Source organism: Sphingomonas melonis DAPP-PG 224, assembly GCF_000379045.1.
Classification (GTDB): domain Bacteria; phylum Pseudomonadota; class Alphaproteobacteria; order Sphingomonadales; family Sphingomonadaceae; genus Sphingomonas; species Sphingomonas aquatilis.
Map to the genome: position 1 here is coordinate 2,441,011 of NZ_KB900605.1, position 24,141 is coordinate 2,465,151.

Sequence of the window (24,141 nt, forward strand, 5' to 3'; positions counted from 1 at the left end):
GTCAGCGTAGCGTCTTGGCAGCCGTCAACGCGCGATCGCGCGCCTCGCGATGGCCGATGATCTTGGGCGGATAGCCCTTCGGCCGGGCGTCATGCGCATCGGGATCGTGGATCGCGGCATCGGAAAGGCCCGCCAGCTCGGGCACCCATTGGCGGATGTAATCGGCCGCGTCGAACTTCTCCGACTGGCTGAGCGGCGCCATGATCCGCCCGAACATGTTGGCATCGACGCCGGTCCCCGCGATCCACTGCCAATTGACCGCATTGTTCCCGTAATCGGCGTCGACCAGACAGTCCCAATACCAGCGTTCGCCCTCACGCCAGTCGAGCAGCAGATGTTTGACGAGGAAGCTCGCCGCGATCATGCGCACGCGATTGTGGATCCAGCCGCTCGTCCACAGCTGGCGCATGCCCGCATCGACGATCGGGTAGCCGGTGCGCCCCTGTTGCCAGGCCTTCAGGTCGCGCTTTGCCGCCGCGCCCGTCCGCCATGGCATCGCGTCATATTGCCGCCGCCCGTTGACCGTGCCGTAATCGGGCATGGCGAGCAGCACGCCCGCGGTAAAATCGCGCCACGCGATCTCGCGTAGATACGGCATCGTGTCCGCCTTGCCCCGCAGCGCATGGTACAGCGTCCGCGGCGAGACCTCGCCCTGATGCAGGTGCGGCGACAGGCGCGACGTACCCTCTTCCGATGGCAGGTTGCGGCGCCGGTCGTAGTCGCCGACCTCTTCGGGCCAGTGCTTCACCTTGGCCAGCGCCTCGGCTTCGCCCGGCACCCAATCCTCGCCGAACCCGCCCGACCAGTCCGGCTTCGACGGCAGCAGAGCCCAATCGGACAGCGTGTCGCTCTTCGGCCAATGGTCCGGCGCAGCGATAGTGCGCGGCATCGGCACGGGCTCGGGGGGCGGCAGATGCTCCTGCAACGCCTTCCAGAACGACGAAAAGACTTTGAACGGCGTGCCCGCCCCGGTGGTCACATCCTCGACGCGCGCCAGCCGGTCGCCATCGTGCAGCACAAGGCGGTCGCCCAGGGCCGCCTCAGCCTCGCGCCACCATGGCTCGTAATGCCGCGTGGCGTGGATCTCGCCCGCGCCGGTCTCTTCGCACAATTGGCGCAACACGCTCACCGCATCGCCACGTCGCAGGATCAGCCGGCTATGCTTCTTGTCCAGGCTCTTGGCCAACGCAGCGAGGCTGTGATGCAGCCACCATCGCTGCGCCCCGCCGATCCGCCATTCGCCCGGCGCATCGTCGTCCAGGATGTAGACCGGAATGACCGGCCCCGCATGGGCAGCGGCGGCGAGGGCGGGCTGATCGTGCAGGCGCAGGTCCTGCCGCAGCCATAACAGGGTAGGGGCGTTCATCGATCGCTCCAATCGGCGGAACACAGGTTAAGTTCCTGCGCGGACTTGCCGGGCGCGGCGGCTGCTCACAAAGTCCATCACGATGCTCCGTCCGCTTCTCCTCGCCGTGCCGCTCGCGCTCGCCGCCTGTTCGCCCTCCGCGCCGGATCCCGCCCCGCCGCGCCTGCCGGTCCCGATCCGCGATAGCGCAACGCTGACGCTGATCCGCGGGCAGGCGCTGGAGCAATTGGTGCGCGGCAGCGTCCAGACCCGCCCCGGCACCGGCGGCCGTCCCGGTCCGAACGAGCGCTTCGCCGCCGTCGGCGACGCCTACACGCTCGCCTACGATCGCCCCGACACGAGCGGCCGCTACCGCATCACGCCCGATCGCGTCTGCCTGCGCTTCGTCGATGAACGCAGCATCTTCTGCCGCTTCTACCTCCGCGATGCCAAGGGCGGCATCGTGATGGCGGAGGACGACCGTGACTATCCGCTCCACACCGCGCCGGTGACGATCACGCGGGCGCCATGACTTCGATCGCCCCGGCGGCGACCCGCGCGGTAATGGGCGTATGCGCCAGCACCTCGCCATCGATCGAGATCGGCAGCGATGGTCGCGTATCCACCTTCAGCGCGGTGCCGCTGAAGCTCACCGTATCCTGGTGCCGCGCCTTCAGCCCCAGGAAGCTCGCCGCCCAATTTTTGACCAGCGTCCGCTTGTAACGTCCCGTCACCGCCTGCACGACGATGCGGCCCGACTGCACCGACGCCTCGTCCACCAGCCATGTGCCGCCATGATAGGGCCCGTTGCTGATCCGCACCTCGACCACGCGCAGCCGGTGCGTCTCGACGCCGTCGTCGATCGTCAGCATGAACGGCTTGAACCGAACGAACTGCCACGCCGCCCAGCCGAGGTAGCCGATCCGTCCCAGCACCTTCTTCAGGCCGTGCGGCACTGTCTCGGCGATCTGCGGGCTGATCCCCATCGCGGCGCAATTGGCGAAATAATCGTCGTCGATCATGCCCAGGTCGATGCGCTTGGGCACGCCCGTACGGATCACCTCGATCGCGCCTTCGACATCGATCGGCAGGCCCAGCGTCCGCGCGAAGCTGTTCGCCGTGCCGAGCGGCAGCACCGCCAGCGTCACCCCCTTGCCGACCAGCAGGTCGACGAGGCCGCTGACCGTCCCATCACCCCCGCCCAGGATCACCAGGTCCGGCTTCTTCGCCAGCGCGCGCTCGACCGTCGCCTCCAGGTCGTCGGGATTTTCGACGGCATGGGCATCGACCGGAAAGTCCAGCCCATCCATCGCCGCGCAGGCCCGCTGGAAAAGCTTCTGCCCTTTCCGCGACTTGGCATTGACGATCATCGCGGCGGATCGGAATTGCACCATGTCGCAAAATTCCCCAGAACTTCCATGCGGATAAGGATTACGCCTGCGTAACGCTTGCGAGGACGCCTATGATCCCGCAAAGCCGAATCCATGTCCGCATCCTACCCCGCGCTTCGCCTTCGTCGCACCCGTGCGAGTGACTGGAGCCGCCGGCTCCACGCCGAAACCGTCCTGACGCCGGCCGATCTGATCTGGCCCCTGTTCGTGGTCGAGGGGCAGGGGGTGGAGCAGCCGATCGCCAGCCTGCCCGGCGTGTCGCGCTGGTCGGTCGACGGCATCGTCGCGCGCGCGAAGGAGGCGAGGGACCTTGGCATCCCGTGCGTCGCGCTCTTCCCCTACACGCCCGCGCACCTCAAGACCGAGGACGGGCGCGAGGCGCTCAACCCCGACAATCTGATGTGCCAGGCCACCCGCGCGATCAAGGATGCGGTGCCCGAGGTCGGCGTGCTGACCGACGTCGCGCTTGATCCCTATACCAGCCACGGCCATGACGGGCTGGTCGATGCGGCGGGCTATGTCATCAACGACAGCACGGCCGACCTGCTGGTCCAGCAGGCGGTCAACCAGATGCGCGCCGGTGCCGACATCATCGCGCCGTCCGACATGATGGACGGCCGTATCGGCATGATCCGCGCGGCGCTGGAGGGCGAGGGCGCCCACAATGTCCAGATCATGAGCTATGCCGCGAAATATGCGAGCGGCTTCTACGGCCCGTTCCGCGACGCGGTCGGCAGCCGCGGCCTGCTGAAGGGCGACAAAAAGACCTACCAGATGGACCATGCCAACGCCGAGGAAGCGCTGCGCGAGGTGGCGTTGGACCTTGCCGAGGGCGCCGACACGGTGATGGTGAAGCCGGGCCTGCCCTATCTCGACATCATCGTCCGCGTGAAGCAGCGCTTCGAGGTGCCGGTCTTCGCCTATCAGGTGTCGGGCGAATATGCGATGATCGAGGCGTCGGTCGCCGCCGGCGCAGGCGATCGCGACGCGCTGGTGCTGGAAACGCTGATGGCCTTCAAGCGCGCCGGCTGTTCGGGCGTCCTGACCTATCATGCGGCGCACGCCGCGCGGCTGCTCGGCGCGTGATCGAGACCGAGCGGCTGACTTTGCGGCCGTGGCGCGAGGAGGATCGCGCGCTGTTCCATCGGCTTGGCAATGATCCGGATACGATGCGCTATCTCGGGCCGTTGCGCTCGCGTGAGGAGGATGATCAGGCCTTCGATCGCCAGCAAGCGTTCTTCGCGACGGCCGGCACCTGTGGCTGGCTGGTCGAGCGCCGCGCCGACCGCCGGCCGATCGGCATGTGCGGCACGAAGCCGGCGCGTCCGGGCTTGCCGATCGCGGGCGAGATGGAGATCGGCTGGCGGTTCGAACCCGATTATCGTGGCCAGGGCTATGCGCTGGAAGCCGCGCAGGCGAGCCTGATCTATGCTTGGGAGAAGACCAGCGCTCCTCGCGTCGTTGCGATCACCGTGCAAGACAATATCCCCAGCCGCCGCCTGATGGAGCGGCTTGGAATGCGTCACGTCGTGCAGGCGGATTTCGATCATCCCTTCGTCCCCTACGATAGCCCGCTGCGCCGGCACGTCCTCTATCGGATCGACCGTCCCGCGTGAGCGACGCCGAAAGCAATGCCATCGGCCGTAGCGGCCGCCTGCTGTTCGTCGCGACGATCCTGACGGGATCGTTCCTGCTGTTCCTAGTCCAGCCCATGGTGGCGCGCATGGCGTTGCCGCGGCTGGGCGGGGCGCCGGCGGTGTGGAATTCGGCGATGCTCGTCTACCAGACGCTGCTGCTCGCCGGCTATGCCTATGCCCATGCGCTGGGGCGCATCCGGCCGATGGCGCAGGCGGCGGTGCATCTTGGCGTGCTGCTCGTCGCGGGGGCGTGGCTGCCGATCGGGCTGGCGCTGGGGGCGGGGCCTGCCGGCGTGTCGCTGGCGGTCTGGGTGCCGTGGCTGCTCGGCGCGTCGATCGGGCCGCTGTTCTTCGCCGTTTCCGCGCAGGCACCGCTGGTGCAACGCTGGTTCAGCATGGCGAGCCGGGGGGGCGATCCCTATGCGCTCTACGCCGCGTCGAACCTCGGCAGCTTCGCCGGCCTGATCGCCTATCCGCTCGTCGTGGAGCCGCTGTTGACGCTGCGCACGCAAAGCCTCGTCTGGAGCGCGGGCTACGTCCTGCTGATCGCGCTCGTCGTCGGCTGTGCTTGGCATCTGCCGCGTGGGGAGGGCAAGGCAGCGGCGCGCCCGACCAGCGAACCCGCAACCCACCGTCGTATCGCCCACTGGATCGCGCTCGCATTGGTGCCCTCGGGGCTGATGCTCGCGACCTCGACCTATATCACCACCGATATCGTCGCGATGCCGCTGCTGTGGGTGCTGCCGCTCGGCCTGTATCTGCTGAGCTTCAGCGTCGCCTTCGCCACCGACCGGTTCCTCGCCGACCTGCTGACGCGGATCGCGCCGATCACCATCTTGCTGTTCGGCGGCGTGATGGTCGGCGGATTCAACGAATCGCCGTTGGTCAATCTCGCCATCGCGCTGACCTTGCTGTTCATGGCATCGGTCGCGCTGCACACGCAGCTCTATCGCCTGCGCCCCGCGCCCGACCGTCTGACCGGCTTCTACCTCGCCATGGCGGTGGGCGGCGCGTTGGGCGGCGTGTTCGCGGCCTTGATCGCGCCGGTGGTGTTCGACTGGACGTACGAATATCCGATCCTGATCTTCGCCGCCGGGCTGCTGGTGCCGCAACTGTACCTGACACGCGCTGTCCGGTCGCTGTGGACCACGCCGCGGCGTCGCCTTTTGGCCTATGCGGTGGTCACCGTCCTGCTCGTGGTGTTGGCGGGTCTGACCTTCCGCGGCCCTAGTGATCTGTTTGGCGATGGCCATCAGGGCCTGACCTTCATCGTCATCGCGCTGATCGGTGTGATCGCGATCGGGGCGCGTCCGGCCTATGCGCTCACCCTCGCCGTCGCGCTGGTGATCTTCGGCGGTTGGCGTGCGGTCGAATTGTCGCTGGAACAGGGTGCGCGCACCCGCAGCTATTTCGGCGTCTATACGGTCCGCGACCGTCCCGGCGTGCGCGAGCTCGATCACGGCACGACCGTCCATGGCATCCAGTTCATCGGCAACCCGATCCTCGAACGCCTGCCGACGACCTATTACGCGCCGCCCTCCGGTATCGGCCGCGCGATGAGCGCGCTCGATCCGCTGTACGGACCGCGCGCACGCGTTGGTGTCGTCGGGCTCGGGACGGGCACGCTCGCCTGCTACGCGCAGCCGGGCCAGCGCTGGCGCTTCTATGAGATCGATCCCGTCGTCGTGCATATCGCGCGCGACACCGGCCAGTTCACCTATCTGCGCAACTGCCTGCCCAACCCCACGATCCGCATCGGCGACGCGCGCCTCAGCCTGGAGCAGGACGCACCCGACAGTCTCGATCTGCTCGCGCTTGACGCTTTCTCCTCGGATGCGATCCCCGCGCATCTGATGACGCGCGAAGCGTTCCGCGCCTACGCCCGCGTGCTCCAGCCCAAGGGGCTGTTGCTCGTCCACATCTCGAACCGGTTCCTCGATCTCGAACCCGTCGTCGCGGCGCTGGCGCGGGACGGGGGCTGGCATGCGGCGAAGCTCTTTTATCAGCCGCCCCGCTACACCGCGATCGCCTCGGCCAGCCAGTGGATCGCGCTGTCTCGCGACCCCGCGACGCTAGCCGCCCTCGCGAAAAGGGGCGGCCAGTGGCAACCGCTGACGCCGCGCGCCGGCCTCACCCCGTGGACCGACGATTATTCGACGATCCTGCCGCTGCTGAAATGGGGGCCTTAAGCGGCGGGAAGCGACGCCTGGATGCGGTCGATCGTCGCGGCCTGCTTGGCAGCCTCCGCCGCAATGCGCTCCCGCACCGCGCCGAGCGCAGGATAGGCCGGCTCCAGCTTGGCCTCCCGGTCGGCGGCGATCACGTCGATATCGCTTAACAGCGACGACGTCTGCGCCCGCCAGTCGTCGAGCTGGGCGAGCGCGGTCTGCGCATCCAGCCACGCATCGCTGCCGACGGCCTTGCCCTTGGCCTTCGCCGCGGCGGTATCCGCCTTGGCGGCGTCGCCGGCAAAGCCCTTGGCCAAGCGGTCGAGCTTTACGCCGAACTCAGCGATCTTCGCATCCAGCGCCGGATCGGGCTTGGCCTCGACCACCGGCACTTCGGGCTCGGCGAAGCCAAGCTTCTCCACCGCCCGCGGCGCCAGCGAGGGATAGCGGGTCGTGTCGCGCGAACAGGCCGACAGCGAGGCGAGGGCGACGGCGAGCGACAGAGCGACTTTCATGGGGCTCGGCTGTAGGGGGTGCAAGAAAATGGCGCAACGCACTTGCGCGTTTCGAAGCGTCTGCTATCAGCGCGCCTCCAATGCGCGCCCGTAGCTCAGCTGGATAGAGCATCAGACTACGAATCTGAGGGTCGGACGTTCGAATCGTTCCGGGCGCGCCAGGATTTCCCCCGCTCACATCATCGATGTGGCGGGGGTTATCGTTTGTGGCGCAGCGAAACGCGCTTTAGGGCGGCCGGCATGATCCGCCGTATCCTCAGCTTCGTCGAACCGTTCATCCTCATGCTGCTCGGCACCGTCGTGCTAGCCAGCGTGCTGCCCGCACGCGGCGAATGGGCGCGTGTGGCGGGGATCGTCGCGGATGCGGGGATCGTACTGCTGTTCTTCCTGCACGGCGCCAAGCTGTCGCGTGAGGCGATCTGGCAGGGCGCGCGCAACTGGCGGCTGCACCTCGCCGTCCTCGCGACGACCTTCGCGGTGTTTCCGCTCCTGGGGCTGGCATTCGGGCGGCTGCCCGGCCTCGCCGCACCGGTTGCGGCGGGTATGGTGTTCCTGACGCTGCTGCCCTCGACCGTACAGTCCTCGATCGCCTTCACCGCCATTGCGCGCGGCAATGTTGCCGCGGCCGTGTGCAGCGCGTCCTTTTCCAACCTGATCGGCATCGTGCTGACGCCCGCGCTGGTCGCGCTGACCATGAGCGGCGTCGGCGGACAGGCGGGGATCAGCCTTGCCGCCGTCGAATCGATCGTGCTGCAATTGCTGGTGCCGTTCGTCGCCGGGCATCTGCTGCGCCCGTGGATCGGCGGCTTCATCGGCCGGCACAAGGGACTGGTCGGCATCGTCGATCGCGGCTCGATCCTGCTCGTCGTCTACACCGCCTTCGGTGCCGCGGTGGTCGAGGGGCTGTGGCACCGCGTTTCCGCGGCCGATCTTGCGCTGATCGCCGCGGCCTGCATCGCGTTGCTCGCGATCGTCCTGGTCTTCACCTGGCTCGCCGGCCGCGCGCTGGGCTTCACGCGCGAAGACCAGATCGTGCTGCTGTTCTGCGGTTCGAAGAAGAGCCTCGCGTCGGGCGTGCCGATGGCGGGCGTATTGTTCCCGGCGGCGCAGGTCGGCGCGGTACTTCTGCCCGTGATGCTGTTCCACCAGATCCAGCTGATCGCCTGCGCGATCATCGCCCGCCGCTATGCCAATGCCGCAAGCCTCGCCGAGGCCGAAGCCGTGTCAGCGTAGCGCGGCAACCGCCGCCAGCACCTGATCGGCGAGTTCGGGCCGACAGATCAGCAGGTCGGGCAGCAGCGGGTTCTCGCAATTATAGACCAGCGGGCTGCCGTCGATCCGAGAGGCATGCAGCCCCGCCGCCAGCGCCACCGCGGCGGGGGCGCAATTGTCCCACTCATACTGGCCGCCGTCGTGCAGATAGATGTCGGCGCGGCCATCGACCACCGCCATCGCCTTGACGCCCGCCGATCCCATGCCCACCCGCGTCGTCGCCAGCGCCACGCCGACGCGCTCGACCATATCGGTCGCCCGCGTCCGGCTCACCACCATCCGCGGCGGCGCGCCGCAGACGATCTGGCGCGAGCACGCCTCAGCGGTCGTATAGACGCGTCCCGTCGCCGGCACCGCCACCGCGCCCACCGCCGGGCGGCCAGCCACCGCCAGGCCGATATGCACCGCCCAATCGTCCAGCCCCTCGGCATAGTCGCGCGTGCCGTCGAGCGGATCGACGATCCACACCCGCTCCGCCGCACACCGCGCCCGATCATCCAGCGACTCTTCGGACAGGATGAAATCGTCCGGCCGGGCCGCGCGCAGCCGATCGAGGATCAGCGCATTGGCCTCCGCATCGCCGGCATCGCCTAGCGCCTTGCCCTGCGCACCGCCGCGCGCACGGATGGCGAGCAGCAGCGCGCCCGCCTCTTGCGCGACGCTGCGGGCGAGGTCGACGTCGGATACGGCGGGCAAGGTCACAATTCGAAGCTCCACACGCCCAGCACATGCTCGACGATCCGTTCGGCGGCATCCTCGGCGCTCTCGCGCGTCGTGTCGATGCGAATATCGGGCGCATCCGGCGCCTCATAGGGGCTCGAGATGCCGGTGAAATGGGCGATCTCCCCGCGCCGCGCCCTGGCGTACAGGCCCTTCACGTCGCGCGCCTCCGCCGCAGCCAGCGGCGTATCGACGAAGATCTCCACGAACTCGCCCGGCGGCAGCATCCCGCGCACCATCTGCCGCTCGGCACGGAACGGCGAGATGAAGGCGGTCAGCACGATCAGCCCCGCATCGGTCATCAGCTTGGCGACCTCGCCGACGCGGCGGATATTCTCGATCCGGTCGGCGTCGCTGAAGCCCAGATCGCGGTTCAGGCCATGGCGCACATTGTCGCCATCGAGCAGGAAACTGTGCCGCCCCAGCGCATGCAGCTTCTTTTCGACCAGATTGGCGATCGTCGACTTGCCCGATCCCGACAGGCCGGTGAACCACAGCAGCCGCGGCGACTGCCCCTTCTGCCGCGCATGCGCCTCACGCGTGATATCCACCGACTGCCAATGCACGTTCTGCGCCCGGCGGAGCGCATGGTGGATCAGCCCGGCCGCGACCGTCGCGTTGGTTTCGCGATCGATCAGGATGAAGCCGCCGAGCGGCGCGCTCTGCGCATAGGGCTCGAACACGATGCCCTCGTCGGTGAACACCTCCGCGACACCGATGTCGTTGAGTTCCAGCGTCTTCGCGGACAGATGCGCCTGCGTGTTGACGTCGACGACATATCCCGGCGCCTGCACGCTCGCGCCCACCGTCCGTGGGCCGATCTTCAGCCAATAGCCGCGACCCGGCACCAGTGCCGTGTCGGACAGCCAGACGATCGTCGCCTCGAACTGGTTCGCCGCTTCGGGCGGTGTATCGGCAGCCGCGATCACGTCGCCGCGCGAACAATCCACCTCGTCGGCCAGCACCACAGTCACCGCTTCGCCCGCCTGCGCCGTCTCCCGATCGCCATCGAACGTCACGATCCGCGCGACCTGCGTCGTCTTGCCGGAGGGGACGATCCGCACCGCATCGCCCACCGCGACGCGACCGCCGGCGATCGTCCCGGCAAAGCCACGGAAATCGAGGTCGGGCCGGTTGACCCATTGCACCGGCAGCCGGAACGGGCCCGCCGCGGCGCGATCGCTGTCGACGGGGATCGCCTCCAGATGCGGCAGCAGCGCCGGGCCGCTATACCACGGCATGGCCTCGGACCGGGTCGTGATATTGGCGCCGGTCAGCCCCGACAGCGGAATGGCGGTGAACGCCTCGATCCCGATCCCGCGTGCGAAGTCGGCATAGTCCGCCACGATCGCGTCAAATGTCGGCTGATCGTGGCCGACCAGATCCATCTTGTTCACCGCGAGCACGATCTGACGGATGCCGATCAGGTGCGCCAGGAACGAATGCCGCCGCGTCTGCGTCAGCACGCCCTTGCGCGCATCGATCAGGATCACCGCGCAATCCGCGGTCGACGCACCCGTCACCATGTTGCGCGTATATTGTTCGTGGCCCGGCGTATCGGCGACGATGAACTTGCGCTTCTCGGTCGCGAAGAAGCGATAGGCGACGTCGATCGTAATGCCCTGCTCGCGCTCGGCGGCAAGCCCGTCGACCAGCAGCGCGAAGTCGATATTCTGCCCTTGCGTGCCGACACGCTTGCTGTCCGCCTCCAGCTGGCTCAGCTGATCCTCGAAGATCGTCTTCGAATCGTACAGCAGCCGCCCGATCAGCGTCGACTTGCCGTCATCCACCGACCCGCAGGTGATGAAGCGCAGCATCGACTTGGTCTGATGCGTGTCGAGATAGGCATGGATATCCGCCGCGATCAGCGCATCCGGTGTATAAGCGGTCATGCGAACACATCCTCCCTCGCGCAGCGGGGGAGGGGGACCGCCCGCCACAGGCGGGTGGTGGAGGGGGCGTCGCCGCACACGTGGGCCTCGTCGTATCCTCCCCCTCCGTCACGGCTCCGCCGCGCCACCTCCCCCTGGCGGGGGAGGACCGATGAGAGTGCGAGCATCGGAAATATCCTGCCTGTAGACATGGTCACGCCGCAAAATCCTCCCTCGCGTCAGCGGGGGAGGGGGACCGCCGCGAAGCGGTGGTGGAGGGGGNGCTTCCGCGTATGCCGAAGCCGCCGCTGTCTTCTCCCTCCGTCCGCTTCGCTGCCACCTCCCCTTGGCGGGAGAGGGATGTCGTGACGGCAGCCATCAGAAATACCCCTCGCGCTTCTTCTTCTCCATGCTCGCGGCCTGATCGTGGTCGATCGCGCGGCCCTGGCGTTCGCTGGTCGTGGTCAGCAGCATTTCCTGGATCACCTGCGGCAGCGTTGCCGCCTCGCTCTCCACCGCGCCGGTCAGCGGATAGCAGCCCAAGGTGCGGAAGCGGATCGATCGTTCGACCGGCACTTCGCCGGGCGCCAGGCGAAAACGATCGTCGTCCACCATCAGCAGCATGCCGTCCCGCTCCACCGTGGGGCGCGGTGCGGCGAAATAGAGTGGGACGATCTCGATCCCCTCGCGCAGGATATATTGCCAGATATCGAGCTCGGTCCAGTTGGACAGCGGGAAGACGCGGATGCTCTCGCCGCGATGGATGCGGGCGTTGTACAAGTTCCAAAGTTCGGGCCGCTGCGCCTTGGGATCCCAGCCCTGGCTCGCCGAGCGGAAGGAAAAGATGCGCTCTTTCGCGCGCGACTTTTCCTCGTCGCGCCGCGCCCCGCCAAAGGCGACGTCATAGCCGCCGGCCTTCAGCGCCTGCTTCAGCCCTTCGGTCTTCCACAGATCGGTATGCCGGCTGCCATGGTCGAACGGGTTGATCCCCGCCGCCTCCGCCTCCGGGTTCTTGTGGACGATCAGTTCCATCCCGGCGTCCGCCGCCGCCTTGTCGCGCAGCGCGTACATCGCGCGGAACTTCCACGTCGTATCGACATGCAGCAGCGGGAAGGGCGGCCGCGCCGGAAAGAACGCCTTCTTGGCCAGATGCAGCATCACCGCCGAATCCTTGCCGACCGAATAGAGCATCACCGGCCGCTCCGCCTCGGCGACGACCTCGCGCATGATGTGGATGCTCTCGGCTTCCAGCCGCTGCAAATGGGTAAGCCCGCTCATGGGGCTTTCAGATAAGCCTCCGCTCGCGCGATGCGACCAACTTATCCTTGGGGCGCCCCTATTCCGGCTGGCCCCACTCCTCGCGCCGCCGCTCGACCGAATCGATCAGCACCCCGCCAACCATGAACACCGCGATCGGGCAGCAGCAGAACAGCATCCACCCCTGCCAGCCGGGATATTGCTGCAAGTAATGCATGCCGCGCTCCACCGCCCCCATGGCAAGGCCATAGATGATGACGAACGCCTCGAACTTGGTCTTGATGGTGAAGAGGCGTTTGATGCGGGTCCACATGTCGAAAGGTTAAGCAAGCCCTGCGCCAACGGCGGATTTCCGTCGATCGCGGGTTAAGAGGCGTGGTTAACCGTCAAGTAACCCGACAGGTCCAGCGCCTCCAGCAGCCGTTCGTGCGCGGTTTCGACGTCCCGAACCAGCGCCGCATTCCCCAGCGCGGCCGGATCGATCGCCTCCGGCCACCAGCGCCGCACCACGGCTTCGATGGCATCCAGCTTCGCCGCATCGACCAGGAAGCGCGGATCGACCGTCGCCGGGTCGGCGACCACGCGCAATCGCAGGCATGCCGGCCCGCCGCCGTTCGCCATCGATTGCGTGACGTCGACCGTCTCGACCCGGCGGATCGGCCCGTTGCCGGCCTGATGTCGCTCCAGCCAGCCCCAGACGGCGGCATTGGCGCGCGCCTCCATCGGCACGACCAGCGTCGGCCCGTCCACCGTCGTGACGAGTTGGGCGTTGAACAGATAGGAAGCGATGGCATCGGCCAGGCTCACCTCGCTGGCCGGCACCTCGACGATCTCCACCTCGGGCAGCAGGCGGCGCAGGTCGGCGTAGAAGCCGTCCTTGTCGGCAAAGGCCAGCTCGTGCGCGAACAGCACGCGTTCGTTGGCGACCGCGACGACGTCGTTGTGGAAGGCGCCCGCCGCCACCGCCTCCGCCGATTGCTGCACGAACAGCGTCCGTTCGGGCGACAGACCGTGCGCGCGCGCGATCGCCTCGCTGGCCGTCGGATGCTGGCGCGCCGGGAAGGGGCCGCCGGGCAGCGTGTAGACGAACACCTCGACGCCCGGCGCATCATGGCTCGCGCACAGCCGCATATGGTTGGCCGCGCCCTCGTCGCCGAACGGCGCGGGCACGGGCCCATGCACCGCAAAGGCGTCGTGCGCGAAAGCGGTGCGGAGTTGCGCCAGCGTCTCGGGCCATTCGTGGCTGCGATGCGGCATCGTCATCAGATTGGCGACCGACAGATGGCAGCGCCCATCGGCCGTATCCGGCGCAGGCGAGACGGTGGCGGCATTGGCCGCCCACATCGCCGAGGCCGACATCGCCTGCGCCTGCAACAGGGCAGGGGCGCTCGCATAATCGGTCGACAGGCTCGCCAGCCAGCGATGGTCCGGCCGGCGATGTGGCAGCAGCACGCCCTGGCGCAGGCCCAGCTCCAGATTGCGCCGCATCTTGTCGAGGCCCTGCAAGGCCGCGGCGCGCGGCTGCGACACCTGACCCGCATGCGCCGTCGCGGCGAGATTGCCTGCCGACAGGCCGGCATAATTGTGGCTCGGCCCGACGATCCCGTCGAAGTTGATTTCGGTCAGCATGCTCACCACCGCGACGCGAACAGGACGCGATCGTCTGGCTGCACGCACAGCACCTTCGCGCAATCGGACGACAGCACCACACCGTCGCCCACCATGCGGACATGCCCGAAGGCGCAGCGGAAGTCCTGCAGCCGGCCCGCGGCGACCAGCGCCTCGTCCCCGCCATCGTCGTCGATCGCGATCACCGGGCAGTCGCGTGCGCTTTCGATCGTGCGCACCCGGTCGGTCCGCGCCGTCATCGTCGGTCCGCCATCGAAGATATCGATATAGTTTTCATAGTGAAAACCCTCATTCTCCAGCATCCGCATCGCCGCCCGGCCGCTCGGATGCGGCAGGCCGATCACCGCGCGCGCCGCTTCGGAGAGCATCGCGGTGTAGATCGGATGCTTGGGCATCAGATCAGCGATGAACTGGTGGCCGTGCGTCGCGTTGAACTGGTCGGCGTCCTGAAAATTCATGCCGAAGAAGCGCCCCGCCAAGCCGTCCCAGAACGGGGATCCACCCGCCTCGTCGATGATGCCGCGCAATTCGGCGAGGATACGATCGGCGAAGCGCGCCCGGTGTGCACGGATAAACAGATAGCGGCTGCGCGCCAGCAACAGGCCGAGCCCGCCCGCGCGCTCCCCCGGATGCAGGAACAGCCCGCCGACCTCGCACGCGCCCTCCAGATCGGTGGTAAGCGCCAGCATTTCCGCGCGAAACGTGCGCTCCAGCTCCTTGCTGTGCTGCGTCAGCGTGCCCAGGCGATAGCTGTAGAAGGGGTGTTTCTGCCCCACCTGCGTGAACAACTGACAGGTGCCGCGCACCTCCCCCGTCTCGCTATTCTCCAGCATCAGCACGAACAGCTCGTCGGTGATCGACCCATCCTCGCGCGCGAACGCCTCGTCGCTGCGGTCCAGCTTCGTGCGCAGCGCCTTGCGGTCGGGGGGCAGGTTGGTGAACCCTCCGCCGGTCAGCTTCGCCATTTCATAGAGATGCTGCAGATCGTCGGCGCGCGCGGCCCGAATGCGAAAGGTCATGGCCGTCCCCGCTGTACGATACGACTGATGGTGAGCGCCGAGAGCGCCGCGCGCTCGGCGAGGCTGTCGACGATCATGAATTCGTCCGTCGAATGGATCGCGCCGCCGCGCACGCCCATCGTGTCGACCACCGGTACGCCGGCCGCGGCTATGTTGTTGCCGTCGCACACGCCCCCGGTCGCGCGCCAGCCGATGCTGAGGCCCAGGTCCGCGCCGGCGTCCGCGACGCAGGCGAACAGGCGTTCGGCACCGGGGTCGATCGGCTTGGGCGGGCGGTTGAAGCGGCCATGCACCTCGATCCGTACATCGTGCGCTGCCGCAACGGCGGCGACGCTGTCGTCGATCGCCGCCTGGGCCCGTGCGATCGCATCCGCGGCGGCGGGGCGGAAGTTGACGCGCAGGATGGCGAGGTCGGGCACCACGTTGTTCGGCCCACCGCCGTCGATCCGCGCCGGGTTGACTGACAGGCCCGGTCCGCCCGCCTCCGCCAGTCGTACCGCCAGCGCGGCGGCGGCGACGATCGCATTGCGCCCCTCTTCGGGGTTGCGCCCCGCATGCGCGCTCCGCCCGCGGATCACGATGGAAAAGTTGCCCGTGCCGCCGCGTGCGCCGGCCAATGTCCCGTCGGCGAGCGCCGGCTCGTAGGTCAGCGCCGCGACCGCCCCGCGTGCCGCCGTCGCGAGCAAGCCGGCGGACGAGAGCGACCCCGTCTCTTCGTCCGAATTGATGACGACGTCATAGCCGAAGCTATCGGCGCCCGCCGCCTCCACGGCGGTCAGCGCGGCGAGCATCACGGCAAGCCCGCCCTTCATATCCGCCGTGCCCGGCCCATTGATCGTGCCGTCGTCGCGGTGGGTCAGCGTCTGAAACGGATGATCGACGGGATAGACCGTATCCATATGCCCGGTGAACAGCATGCGAACCGGCGCCTCGGGCCGGACTCGCAGGTGCAGGTGGTGGCCATGCGCCAGCGCGGCGACCGAGCCGTCCGCCGCCACCGCCTCGACCGGCTCCGGCTCGACCATCGCGATCTCGCCGGGCAGCACCGCAAAGGCATCGGCCAGCAGTGCGGCCATCTGCCCGACGCCGGCCAGGTTGCGTGTGCCGCTGTTCACCGCCGCCCATCGCTCGACCTGCGCCAGCATCGCCGCCTGGTCGATCCGCTCGACCAAGGCGCGTTCGTCGTTCGACATCCCTCTCATGCCTGGGAGGCTAGTCGAATATGGTCTCCGATGAAACCAGGTTCAGAACGTATAGACCAGCGACGCCCGGCCGATCGTGTCGGTGTTCTTGGACTTCACCGGCGGTTCGCTTTCATATTGGACATTATACGAAAACGCCGCGGACAGCGGCCCGATCAGCTTGGCATTCAGCGCGCTGGTGCCGCTCAGCGTCGAATTGGCGCTCTGCACGTAGGCGGAGGCATTCTGCGTCACCGACAGCCCGGGCAGCACGCGCCAGTTGAACGCCAGCGTCCCGCGCGCGGCGATATTGCTCTGGCGGGTTTCGTCGGTGAAATGCGTCTGCCGGAACGCCGGGCCGAGTTCGACGTCGAGCCACACCTTGGGGCTCTTGATCGCGCTATAGCCTGCACCCGCCGACGCCGAATAGCGGTTGTAATAGCCCAGGAACCGATCCGATTCATATTGCGCGGCGCCATAAGCATACAGGCGGTCATTGATCTTGTAGTTCGGTTCGTAGCTCGCGAGGTAATGTTCGCGCGTCGTGATGTTGGCGTTTTCCTGATAATCCGCCTGCACGTGGAACTTGTGGCGCCATTGCAGCCCTTCGCGCGTCAGATCGAGGATCGCCGACCCGCCTTTGCTGTCGGTATTGCCGGTGGTGATGTAACCGCCCAGCTCCGCCCGGCCGCTCCACAGGTCGAACATACCCGCCTGCCTGATCGTGGTCTGTCGCGCCTGCGCCCGGTCGCTGCGCCACTTCTGCGCGATGGTGAGCACCGCATCGGCGCTCGCCGGATCGGCCAGCCGCGCGTATTTGACCACGACCGACACGTCGCCGTCGTTGCCGCTTTCGATCGCGGCATCCAGCATCGATCGGATCGCGGCGGGGATCGGCACCTTGGTGTCGTCCGGCTGGCCGCCATCGGCGACCGGCGCATTGGCGATCAGCAGGGGGGCAAGGCACAGCGAGAGGAGCAAGGTAGCGCGCACATCCGGCGCTCTAGCCGTTCGTCGCGCGCCTGACACCCCCCAACGCAGGTCAGCGCGGGCCCACTGCGGCGAGATGAGGCGCGAACGCGGCGAGCACGTCCTCGTACAGCGCGCGCTTGAACGGCACGATCATCGTCGGCAGGTCGGCGGGGTCGCTCCAGCGCCAGGCGCGAAACTCCTGATGCTCGGTCGCGATATCGATGTCGCCGTCCTCGCCCAGGAAGCGGAACAGGAACCAGCGCTGCCGCTGCCCGCGCCACTTGCCCTTCCACACCTTGCCGATCATGTCGGGCGGCAGGTCGTACAGAAAGTCCTGCGGCGCCTCGACGATCAGCTCGACATGGTGCGGCGCGACGCCGGTTTCCTCGCCCAGTTCGCGCACCGCGGCGTCATAGGCCTCTTCGCCCGGATCGATCCCGCCCTGCGGCATCTGCCACGCCTCCAGCGTCGTATCGATCCGCTGCCCGACGAAGACCTTGCCCTCGCGGTTCAGCAGCATCACGCCGGCACAGGGGCGATAGGGCAGGGTGGCAGGATCGGTCATCGTACGGCCTCCTGTCCTGCGGCCTGCGCCATAACGCGCGCCGCCTCCGCCTCGACGATCACGTCCTTCAGCGCCGCGAGATAGCCGGCGACGTCCCCCTGGCTCGACGGGATCGCCTTGCGCAGCGTGATGAAGCCGTGGACGGTCCCCACCGCCTCGCGGAACACCACCGGTATGCCGGCCTGCACCAACGCGGCGGCATAGGCGCGGCCCTGATCGCGAATCGGGTCCAGGCTGGCGGTGACGATCACCGCGGGCGGCAGGCCCTCCAGCCGGCCGAGCAGCGGCGATCCCCGGCTATGCGCGATGTCCGCCGCATAGGCATCGACGAACCATAGCATCGTATCACGCGTCAGTAGAAAGCCGTCGGCGAACTGGTCGAACGACGGATAGGGCCGCGACGAATCGGCTGCCGGATAGATCGGCGCCTGGACGATCACCGGCACCGCCGCCGGCCGGTCGCGCAGGTCCATCGCCGTCACGATGGTCAACGTGCCGCCCGCGCTGTCGCCGCACAGGATCAGGCCGGTGACGCTGCGCTCCAGTTCCGCCGGACTGTCTGCCACCCAGCGCGCCGCCGCCTCGCAATCGTCGGGTGCGGCGGGCCAGCGATGTTCGGGGGCCAGCCGATAGTCGACCGAGACGACCGGCACGTCGAGCACCCGCGCCATCTCGGCACAGAAGCCCGCATGCGTGTCGATATTCCCGATCACGAAGCCACCACCGTGGTAGAAGACCAGCACCGGCCCCGGCTGACGCGTGTCGCGCGCGTCGAACAGCCGCGCGGGAATGGTGCCGCCGGGTCCGGGGATCGACAGATCGCGGATCACTGCCAGCTCGCCGACCGGCAGATCGGCGACGTCCTTCATCGCCGTGAACACCTGCCGAGCTGCCTCCGGCGTCATCTGGTGCGTCCGCGGCCCCGGCATCGCGTTCAGATAGTCCAGGAATCCGCGCACGTCCGGCCGGACGTAGGGAGTAGGGTCGGCGGGAGTAGGGTCGGCGGTCGCTTCGGTCATTCGGCTCTCTCCGGCGGGCACCGCTTGGGGCGGCGCTCGATCGCTCCTACCTAGGCAGCGTGATCGCCGTCGTCCATCATCCCGCCTATGTCGCGCCCGCACCGGCGCGTTCCACCTACCGCTGGAACAAGAACGGCCTGATCCGCGACCTGCTGCGCGAGGCGGGTGACCGCGTGATGTGGCACGAACCCGAGGCGATGCCGCGGCGCTGGCTGGAGGCGGTCCACGATCCCGAATATGTTGCCGAGGTGCTGGAAGCGCGCGTCCCTGCACCCAAGGCCCGCCGCATTGGTTTTCCGATCACCCCCGAAGTCGCGGCGCGTGCCGCGGCGGTGCCCGGCGGCACGTGGCTCGCCGCGCAGCTCGCGCTCCGCCATGGCTTTGCCGCCAATACCGCGGGCGGCAGCCATCATGCGCTCGCCGATACCGGCGCCGGCTATTGCGTGTTCAACGACCTCGCGCTCGCCGCGGTGCGTCTGATCGACGAGGGCACGGTCGATCGCCTCGTCGTGGTCGACTGCGACGTCCATCAGGGCGACGGCACCGCGGCCTTGCTCGCCGGGCGGCCGGGGATCGCCACCTATTCGATCCATGCCGAAAAGAATTTCCCCGCCCGAAAGGCGCGCTCGACGCTCGACGTGCCGCTCGCCGATGGCGTGGATGACGCCGGCTATCTCGCCACGCTGGAGGCGACGCTCGCGCCGTTCCTCGCCGAACACCGGCCGCAGCTGATCCTGTACCAGGCAGGCGTCGATCCGTTCGTCGGCGACCGGCTCGGGCGCCTGTCGCTCAGCCTCGATGGGCTGGTCGCGCGCGAACGGCTGATCGCCCGCCTTGCGGACGGCGTGCCGCTCGCGAGCACCGTCGGCGGCGGCTATGGCGACGACGCGCTGGAGATCGCCCACCGCCACGTCACCGCGATCCTGACCCTAGGTGAAGCGATGGCGCGCGACGCGGCGATCGCCTGACCCCTTTCCACTGCGGCCAAGCTGCGGCATGAGCGCGCCCGACATGCCCGGGGACACATTTCAGCAACGCCTTTTCGCGCCCGCATTTCACCGCTTTCTCGACCGGATCGATACCGGGCTGGTGCGCGGTGGGATTGAGGCGCGGCTGCCCGATGGCACGCATCGGTTGCTCGGCGGGCGCAAGCCGGGGCCGGTGCCGCTCGTCACCATTCACCGCTGGCGCTCGCTCGTGCGCCTCGCCACGGGCGGCTCGGTGGGATGGTATGAAGCCTGGGCGGACGGCGACTGGTCCAGCCCCGATCCAGTGCCGCTGTTCGACCTGTTCATGCGCAACCGCGTGCCGCTCGCCAATGTCGCGCGCGCCGGCGGTATCCCGAAGCTGTTGTTGCGCGGCTGGCATGCGCTACGCCGCAACGACCGCAAGGGCTCGCGCCGCAACATCGCCGACCATTATGACCTCGGCAACGATTTCTACCGCGAATGGCTCGACCCCAGCCTTACCTATTCCAGCGGCATCTACGGTTTGGGCGATACGCTGGCGCAGGCCCAGCGCCGCAAGCTCACGGCGATCCTCGACCGCACCGGCACCGCGCCCGGCGACACCATTTTGGAAATTGGCTGCGGCTGGGGATCCTTTGCCGCCACGGCATCGGCGGCGGGCTGCAGCGTCCATGGCCTCACCCTCTCGACCGAACAGAAAGCGGAGGTAGATGCCCGCGGGCTTCCCGGCGTCACCGTCTCGCTCACCGACTATCGCGACGTCATCGGCACCTATGACGCGGTCGCGAGCATCGAGATGGTGGAGGCGGTGGGCCAGGCCTATTGGCCCGCCTATTGCGACACGCTCGCCCGCGTCCTGAAACCCGGCGGCCGCGCCGCGATCCAATATATCAGCATCGCCGACGACGTGTTCGAACGCTACGCCTCCAGCGTCGATTTCATCCAGCGCTACGTCTTCCCCGGCGGCATGCTGCTGTCCGACAGCCGCTTCCGCGCCTTGTGCCAAGCGCGCGGCCTCGCCTGGACCGATCACCACGCCTTCGGCCTCGATTATGCGCAGACGCTGCGCCACTGGCGCGAACGGTTCGACAATGCCGACAAGGCGGGCCGCCTGCCCGAACGGCTCGATGCCCGCTTCCGCGACCTGTGGCGCTATTACCTGATGTATTGCGAAGGCGGCTTCCGCGGCGGCGGCATCGACGTCGCGCAGGTCACTTTGGTCAAGCAGCGCTAGGCCGCGCGACATTCGGCGCGAGGCCAAGTCCTCCCCCGCCAGGGGGAGGTGGCATGCCGCAGGCATGACGGAGGGGAAGGTCAGGGTATCGCCCTGTCACGAAGGACCTGCCGTCCGCCCCTCAGCCATCGGCTCCAGCGGCGTCACCTCCCCTGGCAGGGGAGGAATAATGCGCTGTCCAGAATGTCGATCAGCCCGACCCAAAGCTCGGGCTAACCCTCAGGCGTCTTCCACCTCGCGCGCCACCGGCGGATGCAGCCGCAGGCGATGGATACGCCGCTCGTCCGAATCGAGCACTTCGAACTTCCAGCCCGACGGGTGATCCACGCACTCGCCGACGTGCGGCACATGCCCCGCCAGCACCGCCGCAAGGCCGCCCAGCGTATCGACGTCGCTCTCGGCTTCGCCAAGCCGCGCATCGATCAGCTCGGCCGCATCTTCCAGTTCAGCGCGGGCATCCGCGTCCCACGCGCCGCCGTCGATCGGCACCAGTAGCGCGCTCGGCGCCTCGTCATGCTCGTCCTCGATCTCGCCGACGATCTCCTCGATCAGATCCTCGATCGTCACCAGGCCTTCGGTGCCCGAATATTCGTCGAGCACGATCGCGAGGTGGACATGCCGCTGGCGCATGTCGGCGAGCAGGTCCAGCGCGCCGCGGCTCATTGGCACGTACAGCGGCTCGCGGATCAGTCCGGCGATGCTCGTCGGATGGTCGGCGCCGGTCGCCAGAATGTTGAACACATCCTTGATGTGGACCATGCCGATGATCGTATCCAGCTGCCCGCGATAGACCGGCAGGCGGCTGTGCCCCGCCTCCGCGAAGATCTGTACCAGATGCGCGAAGGTCGTATTTTCCTCGACCGCGATGATGTCGGCACGCGGCACGCCAACATCGCCCGCGTCGCGCTCGCCGAAATGCAGCAGGTTGCGCACCATCTGCCGTTCCAGCGGCGTCAGGTCGCCCTTGGCGTCGGGGCCGGGATCGTCCTCATGCCGGTCGATCGCCTCTTCCAGCTGGTCGCGGAGCGATTCCTCCTGGCCGCCGCCGAAGATCAGCGTGCGCAGCCCGCGCCAGATACTCGATTCGTTGGAGTCGCCGTAACCGGCGCTACTTCGGTCCTCTGCCATGGCAGTCTGTGTCAGTCCTCACGCACGAGATAAGGGTCCGCGATGCCGAGCGTGGCCAGAGCCTGACGCTCGATCTCCTCCATCGCCTCGGCCTCGTCGTCCCCCATGTGATCATAGCCTAGCAGATGCAGCGTGCCATGTACCAGCAGGTGCGTGGCATGTTCCTGCACGCTAACGCCCTTTTCGGCCGCCTCGCGTTCGCATACCCCATGCGCAAGCACGATATCGCCCAGCAACAGCTCGCCATCGTCGCTATTCTGGCTGACCGTATCGATCAGATCCGGCTGCACCATGGGAAAGGACAGGACGTTGGTCGGCTTGTCTTTCTGCCGATACTGACGGTTGAGCGCGTGGACCTCATCGTCGGAAGTCAGGCGGACGCTGATCTCGACGGTCGCAGGCGTAGTGAGCAATTCGCCATGCGGCGTCCGCTCGATCGCCGCGCGCGCGGCCCGGACGGCGAGCCCATCCCAATCAAGGGAGTTGGGCCAGGGCATCTCATGGGTGAGTTCGACATGGATCATTCGAGCATTGCGTCCTTCAGATCGGTCTGCGCGAAATCCTGCCCTTTGAACAGGATGATCGCGTCATGCCGGCGGGTACAGGCATATGAAAAGCAATCGCCCATGTTTAGCGCCGCGGGATGCATACCCCTCTCGAAGCGTTGATGGGCGTCGAGTGCGAGATCGGCTTCCTCGCTGGCGATCGGAACGACCCGCAATTGCGCGTCGCGCACGAAGTCAGCAACCAGCGTTCTCGCCTCGGCGAGATCGACGCCGCGAACGCGAACCACAGCGCGGACGGCTTCCCAGAGCGCGACGGCGGAGGTCAGGCGGTCGGTTTCCCAATCCATCCGGCGCGAAAAATGCCACGCTTCCGGCTCGCGCGCGATCATTGCGACGATCGCGGAGGCATCGACGAACAGTGTCACTCGTCGTTGAGCGAATCGTAGAAGCGCTTGTCGGCTTTCAGGCCGGACGGCAATGGCAGGGGGTGATCGATCCAGTATCGGCGCAGCCATTCCGGGTGCGGAGACGTGAGCGCGTGGCGGGCTGCATAATCTTCGATCGCCAGCGCCACGATCTCGTGCATGGCCGTCCCCCTTTCGTCAGCGAGACGCGCAATTGCCCGAACGAGATCCTCATCTTCGATCAGGAACGGCACGGACAGCGCCTGTGCCTCGGCACGCGTCAGCGGGGGATTGGGGGCGTTCATCTTGACCGTCTCAGCTGTTCGCCCCCTCATACGCCTCGACGATCCGCCCGACAATCGGATGGCGGACGACGTCGGCACTGCTGAAGCGCGTCATCGAGATACCCTCGACACCCTCCAGCCGCATCGTCGCGTCGGCCAGGCCGCTCGCCGCGACGCCACCGGGCAGGTCGGTCTGATTGGGATCGCCGCAGATGACCATCCGGCTGTTCTGACCGAAGCGGGTCAGGAACATCTTCATCTGCGCGGGCGTCGTGTTCTGCGCCTCGTCCAGGATGACGAAGGCATCGGCCAGCGTACGACCGCGCATGAAGGCGATCGGCGCGATCTCGATCTCGCCGCTCGCGATCCGCCGCTCGACCTGCTCGGCGGGCAGACAATCGTGCAGCGCATCGTAGAGTGGCCGCAGATACGGATCGACCTTGTCCTTCATGTCGCCGGGCAGGAAGCCCAGCTTCTCGCCCGCCTCGACCGCGGGGCGCGACAGGATCAGCCGCTGGACGCTGCCGGTGATCAGCTGCGACACCGCCTGTGCGACCGCGATATAGGTCTTGCCCGTACCCGCGGGCCCGAGCGCGAAGATCATGTCGTGCGTGCTCAATTCGCGCATGTAATGCGCCTGCGCCGGGGTGCGCGGCACGATCGTCTTCTTCCGCGTGCGGATCATGATCGACGGGATCGCGCTGCGTTCGGTGCTGACGATGCCGTCGAGCGTCGGTTCGGCCGCCATCGCGATCGACGCATCGACCAGGCCGGTGTCGATTTCCTCGCCGCGCTGGATGCGCTGGTACAGGTCCTGCAACACGTCGCGGGCGAGCGCGACATTTTCCGCCGCGCCCTCCAGCCCGACGCGGTTGCCGCGTGCGGTGATATAGACACCCAGTCGGTTTTCGAGCGCCACCAGATTCTGGTCATATTGGCCGAACAGCGTGGCGAGCAGCTGCGGCTTGTCGAACAACACCTCCGCCCGGCTGCGTTCACCGGAGCGGGCGGGGACGGGCTTGCGACTCATGCAATCCTTTCGTGCCGAAATGGCAT

Annotated in this window: 25 protein-coding genes and 1 tRNA gene; 8 read left to right on the forward strand and 18 right to left on the reverse strand. The window is 67.6% G+C overall.

Translation table 11 applies throughout. The features are described from left to right. Window position 1: 1 nt before the first annotated feature. Window positions 2-1,366, reverse strand: a complete 1,365-nt coding sequence (locus SPHME3_RS0111865; protein WP_017978944.1) for a cryptochrome/photolyase family protein — start codon at window positions 1,364-1,366, stop codon at window positions 2-4. 82 nt (window positions 1,367-1,448) lie between these two features. Here SPHME3_RS0111865 and SPHME3_RS0111870 point away from each other — a divergent pair, with 82 nt between their 5' ends. Then, a complete protein-coding gene (locus SPHME3_RS0111870) occupies window positions 1,449-1,877 on the forward strand; it encodes a hypothetical protein (protein ID WP_017978943.1) in 429 nt (142 codons plus the stop codon). On the opposite strand, the gene SPHME3_RS0111875 is transcribed toward SPHME3_RS0111870, so the two are convergent. Further along, window positions 1,861-2,739, reverse strand: coding sequence for a diacylglycerol/lipid kinase family protein (locus SPHME3_RS0111875; protein WP_017978942.1), 879 nt, complete (start codon window positions 2,737-2,739; stop codon window positions 1,861-1,863). The genes SPHME3_RS0111870 and SPHME3_RS0111875 overlap by 17 nt on opposite strands. 90 nt (window positions 2,740-2,829) lie before the next feature. Between SPHME3_RS0111875 and hemB the strand changes: the two genes are divergently transcribed. The 3 genes from hemB to SPHME3_RS0111890 are packed head-to-tail and all read left to right on the forward strand — an operon-like array spanning window position 2,830 to window position 6,562. After that, window positions 2,830-3,822, forward strand: a complete 993-nt coding sequence (gene hemB, locus SPHME3_RS0111880; protein ID WP_017978941.1) for a porphobilinogen synthase — start codon at window positions 2,830-2,832, stop codon at window positions 3,820-3,822. Beyond that, window positions 3,819-4,352 (forward strand): GNAT family N-acetyltransferase, encoded by a 534-nt coding sequence (locus SPHME3_RS0111885; protein ID WP_017978940.1) that lies wholly within the window; start codon window positions 3,819-3,821, stop codon window positions 4,350-4,352. The genes hemB and SPHME3_RS0111885 overlap by 4 nt, the downstream gene beginning before the upstream one ends. Beyond that, complete coding sequence (locus SPHME3_RS0111890; RefSeq protein WP_017978939.1) at window positions 4,349-6,562, forward strand: spermidine synthase; 2,214 nt, start codon at window positions 4,349-4,351, stop codon at window positions 6,560-6,562. Before SPHME3_RS0111885 ends, SPHME3_RS0111890 begins: the two co-directional genes overlap by 4 nt. Here SPHME3_RS0111890 and SPHME3_RS0111895 read toward each other — a convergent pair. Continuing rightward, complete coding sequence (locus SPHME3_RS0111895) at window positions 6,559-7,056, reverse strand: hypothetical protein (RefSeq protein ID WP_018250739.1); 498 nt, start codon at window positions 7,054-7,056, stop codon at window positions 6,559-6,561. The two genes, SPHME3_RS0111890 and SPHME3_RS0111895, sit on opposite strands and share 4 nt — an antisense overlap. An 84-nt stretch (window positions 7,057-7,140) precedes the next feature. Between SPHME3_RS0111895 and SPHME3_RS0111900 the strand changes: the two genes are divergently transcribed. Beyond that, window positions 7,141-7,217: transfer RNA gene (locus SPHME3_RS0111900), tRNA-Arg, on the forward strand. 79 nt (window positions 7,218-7,296) lie between these two features. Further along, the gene (locus SPHME3_RS0111905) at window positions 7,297-8,289 is read left to right on the forward strand and encodes a bile acid:sodium symporter family protein (RefSeq protein WP_017978937.1); all 993 of its coding nucleotides are present in this window, start codon (window positions 7,297-7,299) and stop codon (window positions 8,287-8,289) included. On the opposite strand, the gene SPHME3_RS0111910 is transcribed toward SPHME3_RS0111905, so the two are convergent. From SPHME3_RS0111910 to SPHME3_RS0111960, 10 genes are all read right to left on the reverse strand, one after another. After that, window positions 8,281-9,030 carry a 3'(2'),5'-bisphosphate nucleotidase CysQ gene (locus SPHME3_RS0111910; protein WP_017978936.1) on the reverse strand — a complete coding sequence of 250 codons (750 nt, stop codon included), beginning with the start codon at window positions 9,028-9,030 and terminating at the stop codon, window positions 8,281-8,283. The two genes, SPHME3_RS0111905 and SPHME3_RS0111910, sit on opposite strands and share 9 nt — an antisense overlap. Next, window positions 9,027-10,940, reverse strand: a complete 1,914-nt coding sequence (cysN, locus tag SPHME3_RS0111915; RefSeq protein WP_017978935.1) for a sulfate adenylyltransferase subunit CysN — start codon at window positions 10,938-10,940, stop codon at window positions 9,027-9,029. Before cysN ends, SPHME3_RS0111910 begins: the two co-directional genes overlap by 4 nt. 357 nt (window positions 10,941-11,297) lie before the next feature. Next, window positions 11,298-12,242 (reverse strand): sulfate adenylyltransferase subunit CysD, encoded by a 945-nt coding sequence (gene cysD, locus SPHME3_RS0111925; protein ID WP_257785370.1) that lies wholly within the window; start codon window positions 12,240-12,242, stop codon window positions 11,298-11,300. Between the two features lie 13 nt (window positions 12,243-12,255). Continuing rightward, window positions 12,256-12,489 (reverse strand): hypothetical protein, encoded by a 234-nt coding sequence (locus SPHME3_RS0111930; RefSeq protein ID WP_017978932.1) that lies wholly within the window; start codon window positions 12,487-12,489, stop codon window positions 12,256-12,258. Between the two features lie 53 nt (window positions 12,490-12,542). Next, the gene (locus tag SPHME3_RS0111935) at window positions 12,543-13,805 is read right to left on the reverse strand and encodes an N-succinylarginine dihydrolase (RefSeq protein ID WP_020486508.1); all 1,263 of its coding nucleotides are present in this window, start codon (window positions 13,803-13,805) and stop codon (window positions 12,543-12,545) included. Window positions 13,806-13,807: 2 nt separating this feature from the next. Beyond that, window positions 13,808-14,824 carry an arginine N-succinyltransferase gene (locus tag SPHME3_RS0111940; RefSeq protein ID WP_017978930.1) on the reverse strand — a complete coding sequence of 339 codons (1,017 nt, stop codon included), beginning with the start codon at window positions 14,822-14,824 and terminating at the stop codon, window positions 13,808-13,810. Next, window positions 14,821-16,017 carry a hydrolase gene (locus SPHME3_RS0111945; RefSeq protein WP_017978929.1) on the reverse strand — a complete coding sequence of 399 codons (1,197 nt, stop codon included), beginning with the start codon at window positions 16,015-16,017 and terminating at the stop codon, window positions 14,821-14,823. Before SPHME3_RS0111945 ends, SPHME3_RS0111940 begins: the two co-directional genes overlap by 4 nt. Before the next feature lie 51 nt (window positions 16,018-16,068). After that, a complete protein-coding gene (locus tag SPHME3_RS0111950) occupies window positions 16,069-16,998 on the reverse strand; it encodes a DUF481 domain-containing protein (protein WP_026189073.1) in 930 nt (309 codons plus the stop codon). 49 nt (window positions 16,999-17,047) lie between these two features. Further along, complete coding sequence (locus tag SPHME3_RS0111955) at window positions 17,048-17,542, reverse strand: RNA pyrophosphohydrolase (protein WP_017978927.1); 495 nt, start codon at window positions 17,540-17,542, stop codon at window positions 17,048-17,050. Continuing rightward, on the reverse strand, window positions 17,539-18,561 hold the full coding sequence (locus SPHME3_RS0111960) for an alpha/beta hydrolase (RefSeq protein ID WP_018250741.1): 1,023 nt from the start codon (window positions 18,559-18,561) through the stop codon (window positions 17,539-17,541). The genes SPHME3_RS0111955 and SPHME3_RS0111960 overlap by 4 nt, the downstream gene beginning before the upstream one ends. Window positions 18,562-18,620: 59 nt before the next feature. Here SPHME3_RS0111960 and SPHME3_RS0111965 point away from each other — a divergent pair, with 59 nt between their 5' ends. Together SPHME3_RS0111965 and SPHME3_RS0111970 are read left to right on the forward strand one after the other, a co-directional pair. Beyond that, a complete protein-coding gene (locus SPHME3_RS0111965) occupies window positions 18,621-19,529 on the forward strand; it encodes a histone deacetylase family protein (protein WP_017978925.1) in 909 nt (302 codons plus the stop codon). Between the two features lie 28 nt (window positions 19,530-19,557). Then, entirely contained in the window at window positions 19,558-20,763 is a 1,206-nt protein-coding gene (locus SPHME3_RS0111970; RefSeq protein ID WP_018250742.1) for an SAM-dependent methyltransferase, read from the forward strand. Window positions 20,764-20,982: 219 nt separating this feature from the next. Here the strand turns inward: SPHME3_RS0111970 and SPHME3_RS0111975 are convergent, their stop codons facing one another. Genes SPHME3_RS0111975 through SPHME3_RS0111995 form a run of 5 tightly spaced genes read right to left on the reverse strand, consistent with a single transcriptional unit; the run spans window position 20,983 to window position 24,115 of the window. Beyond that, a complete protein-coding gene (locus tag SPHME3_RS0111975) occupies window positions 20,983-21,891 on the reverse strand; it encodes a hemolysin family protein (protein WP_017978923.1) in 909 nt (302 codons plus the stop codon). 11 nt (window positions 21,892-21,902) lie between these two features. Further along, entirely contained in the window at window positions 21,903-22,415 is a 513-nt protein-coding gene (gene ybeY / locus SPHME3_RS0111980) for an rRNA maturation RNase YbeY (protein ID WP_017978922.1), read from the reverse strand. Then, window positions 22,412-22,822 carry a type II toxin-antitoxin system VapC family toxin gene (locus SPHME3_RS0111985; RefSeq protein ID WP_017978921.1) on the reverse strand — a complete coding sequence of 137 codons (411 nt, stop codon included), beginning with the start codon at window positions 22,820-22,822 and terminating at the stop codon, window positions 22,412-22,414. The genes ybeY and SPHME3_RS0111985 overlap by 4 nt, the downstream gene beginning before the upstream one ends. Continuing rightward, window positions 22,819-23,106 (reverse strand): ribbon-helix-helix domain-containing protein, encoded by a 288-nt coding sequence (locus SPHME3_RS0111990; protein WP_017978920.1) that lies wholly within the window; start codon window positions 23,104-23,106, stop codon window positions 22,819-22,821. Before SPHME3_RS0111990 ends, SPHME3_RS0111985 begins: the two co-directional genes overlap by 4 nt. 10 nt (window positions 23,107-23,116) lie before the next feature. Further along, window positions 23,117-24,115, reverse strand: a complete 999-nt coding sequence (locus SPHME3_RS0111995; protein WP_017978919.1) for a PhoH family protein — start codon at window positions 24,113-24,115, stop codon at window positions 23,117-23,119. Between the last annotated feature and the right edge of the window lie 26 nt (window positions 24,116-24,141).

Excerpts from the sequence above, each read along its gene's own strand:
- SPHME3_RS0111960 (WP_018250741.1), bottom strand. The coding sequence starts at position 18,561 with ATGACCGAAGCGACCGCCGACCCTACTCCCGCCGACCCTACTCCCTAC.
- SPHME3_RS0111945 (WP_017978929.1), bottom strand. The coding sequence starts at position 16,017 with ATGTCGAACGACGAACGCGCCTTGGTCGAGCGGATCGACCAGGCGGCG.
- SPHME3_RS0111870 (WP_017978943.1), top strand. The coding sequence starts at position 1,449 with ATGCTCCGTCCGCTTCTCCTCGCCGTGCCGCTCGCGCTCGCCGCCTGT.
- SPHME3_RS0111995 (WP_017978919.1), bottom strand. The coding sequence starts at position 24,115 with ATGAGTCGCAAGCCCGTCCCCGCCCGCTCCGGTGAACGCAGCCGGGCG.
- SPHME3_RS0111940 (WP_017978930.1), bottom strand. The coding sequence starts at position 14,824 with ATGACCTTTCGCATTCGGGCCGCGCGCGCCGACGATCTGCAGCATCTC.
- SPHME3_RS0111955 (WP_017978927.1), bottom strand. The coding sequence starts at position 17,542 with ATGACCGATCCTGCCACCCTGCCCTATCGCCCCTGTGCCGGCGTGATG.
- SPHME3_RS0111865 (WP_017978944.1), bottom strand. The coding sequence starts at position 1,366 with ATGAACGCCCCTACCCTGTTATGGCTGCGGCAGGACCTGCGCCTGCAC.
- hemB (WP_017978941.1), top strand. The coding sequence starts at position 2,830 with ATGTCCGCATCCTACCCCGCGCTTCGCCTTCGTCGCACCCGTGCGAGT.
- SPHME3_RS0111990 (WP_017978920.1), bottom strand. The coding sequence starts at position 23,106 with ATGAACGCCCCCAATCCCCCGCTGACGCGTGCCGAGGCACAGGCGCTG.
- cysN (WP_017978935.1), bottom strand. The coding sequence starts at position 10,940 with ATGACCGCTTATACACCGGATGCGCTGATCGCGGCGGATATCCATGCC.
- SPHME3_RS0111975 (WP_017978923.1), bottom strand. The coding sequence starts at position 21,891 with ATGGCAGAGGACCGAAGTAGCGCCGGTTACGGCGACTCCAACGAATCG.
- ybeY (WP_017978922.1), bottom strand. The coding sequence starts at position 22,415 with ATGATCCATGTCGAACTCACCCATGAGATGCCCTGGCCCAACTCCCTT.
- SPHME3_RS0111895 (WP_018250739.1), bottom strand. The coding sequence starts at position 7,056 with ATGAAAGTCGCTCTGTCGCTCGCCGTCGCCCTCGCCTCGCTGTCGGCC.
- SPHME3_RS0111905 (WP_017978937.1), top strand. The coding sequence starts at position 7,297 with ATGATCCGCCGTATCCTCAGCTTCGTCGAACCGTTCATCCTCATGCTG.
- SPHME3_RS0111875 (WP_017978942.1), bottom strand. The coding sequence starts at position 2,739 with ATGGTGCAATTCCGATCCGCCGCGATGATCGTCAATGCCAAGTCGCGG.
- SPHME3_RS0111930 (WP_017978932.1), bottom strand. The coding sequence starts at position 12,489 with ATGTGGACCCGCATCAAACGCCTCTTCACCATCAAGACCAAGTTCGAG.
- SPHME3_RS0111970 (WP_018250742.1), top strand. The coding sequence starts at position 19,558 with ATGAGCGCGCCCGACATGCCCGGGGACACATTTCAGCAACGCCTTTTC.
- SPHME3_RS0111935 (WP_020486508.1), bottom strand. The coding sequence starts at position 13,805 with ATGCTGACCGAAATCAACTTCGACGGGATCGTCGGGCCGAGCCACAAT.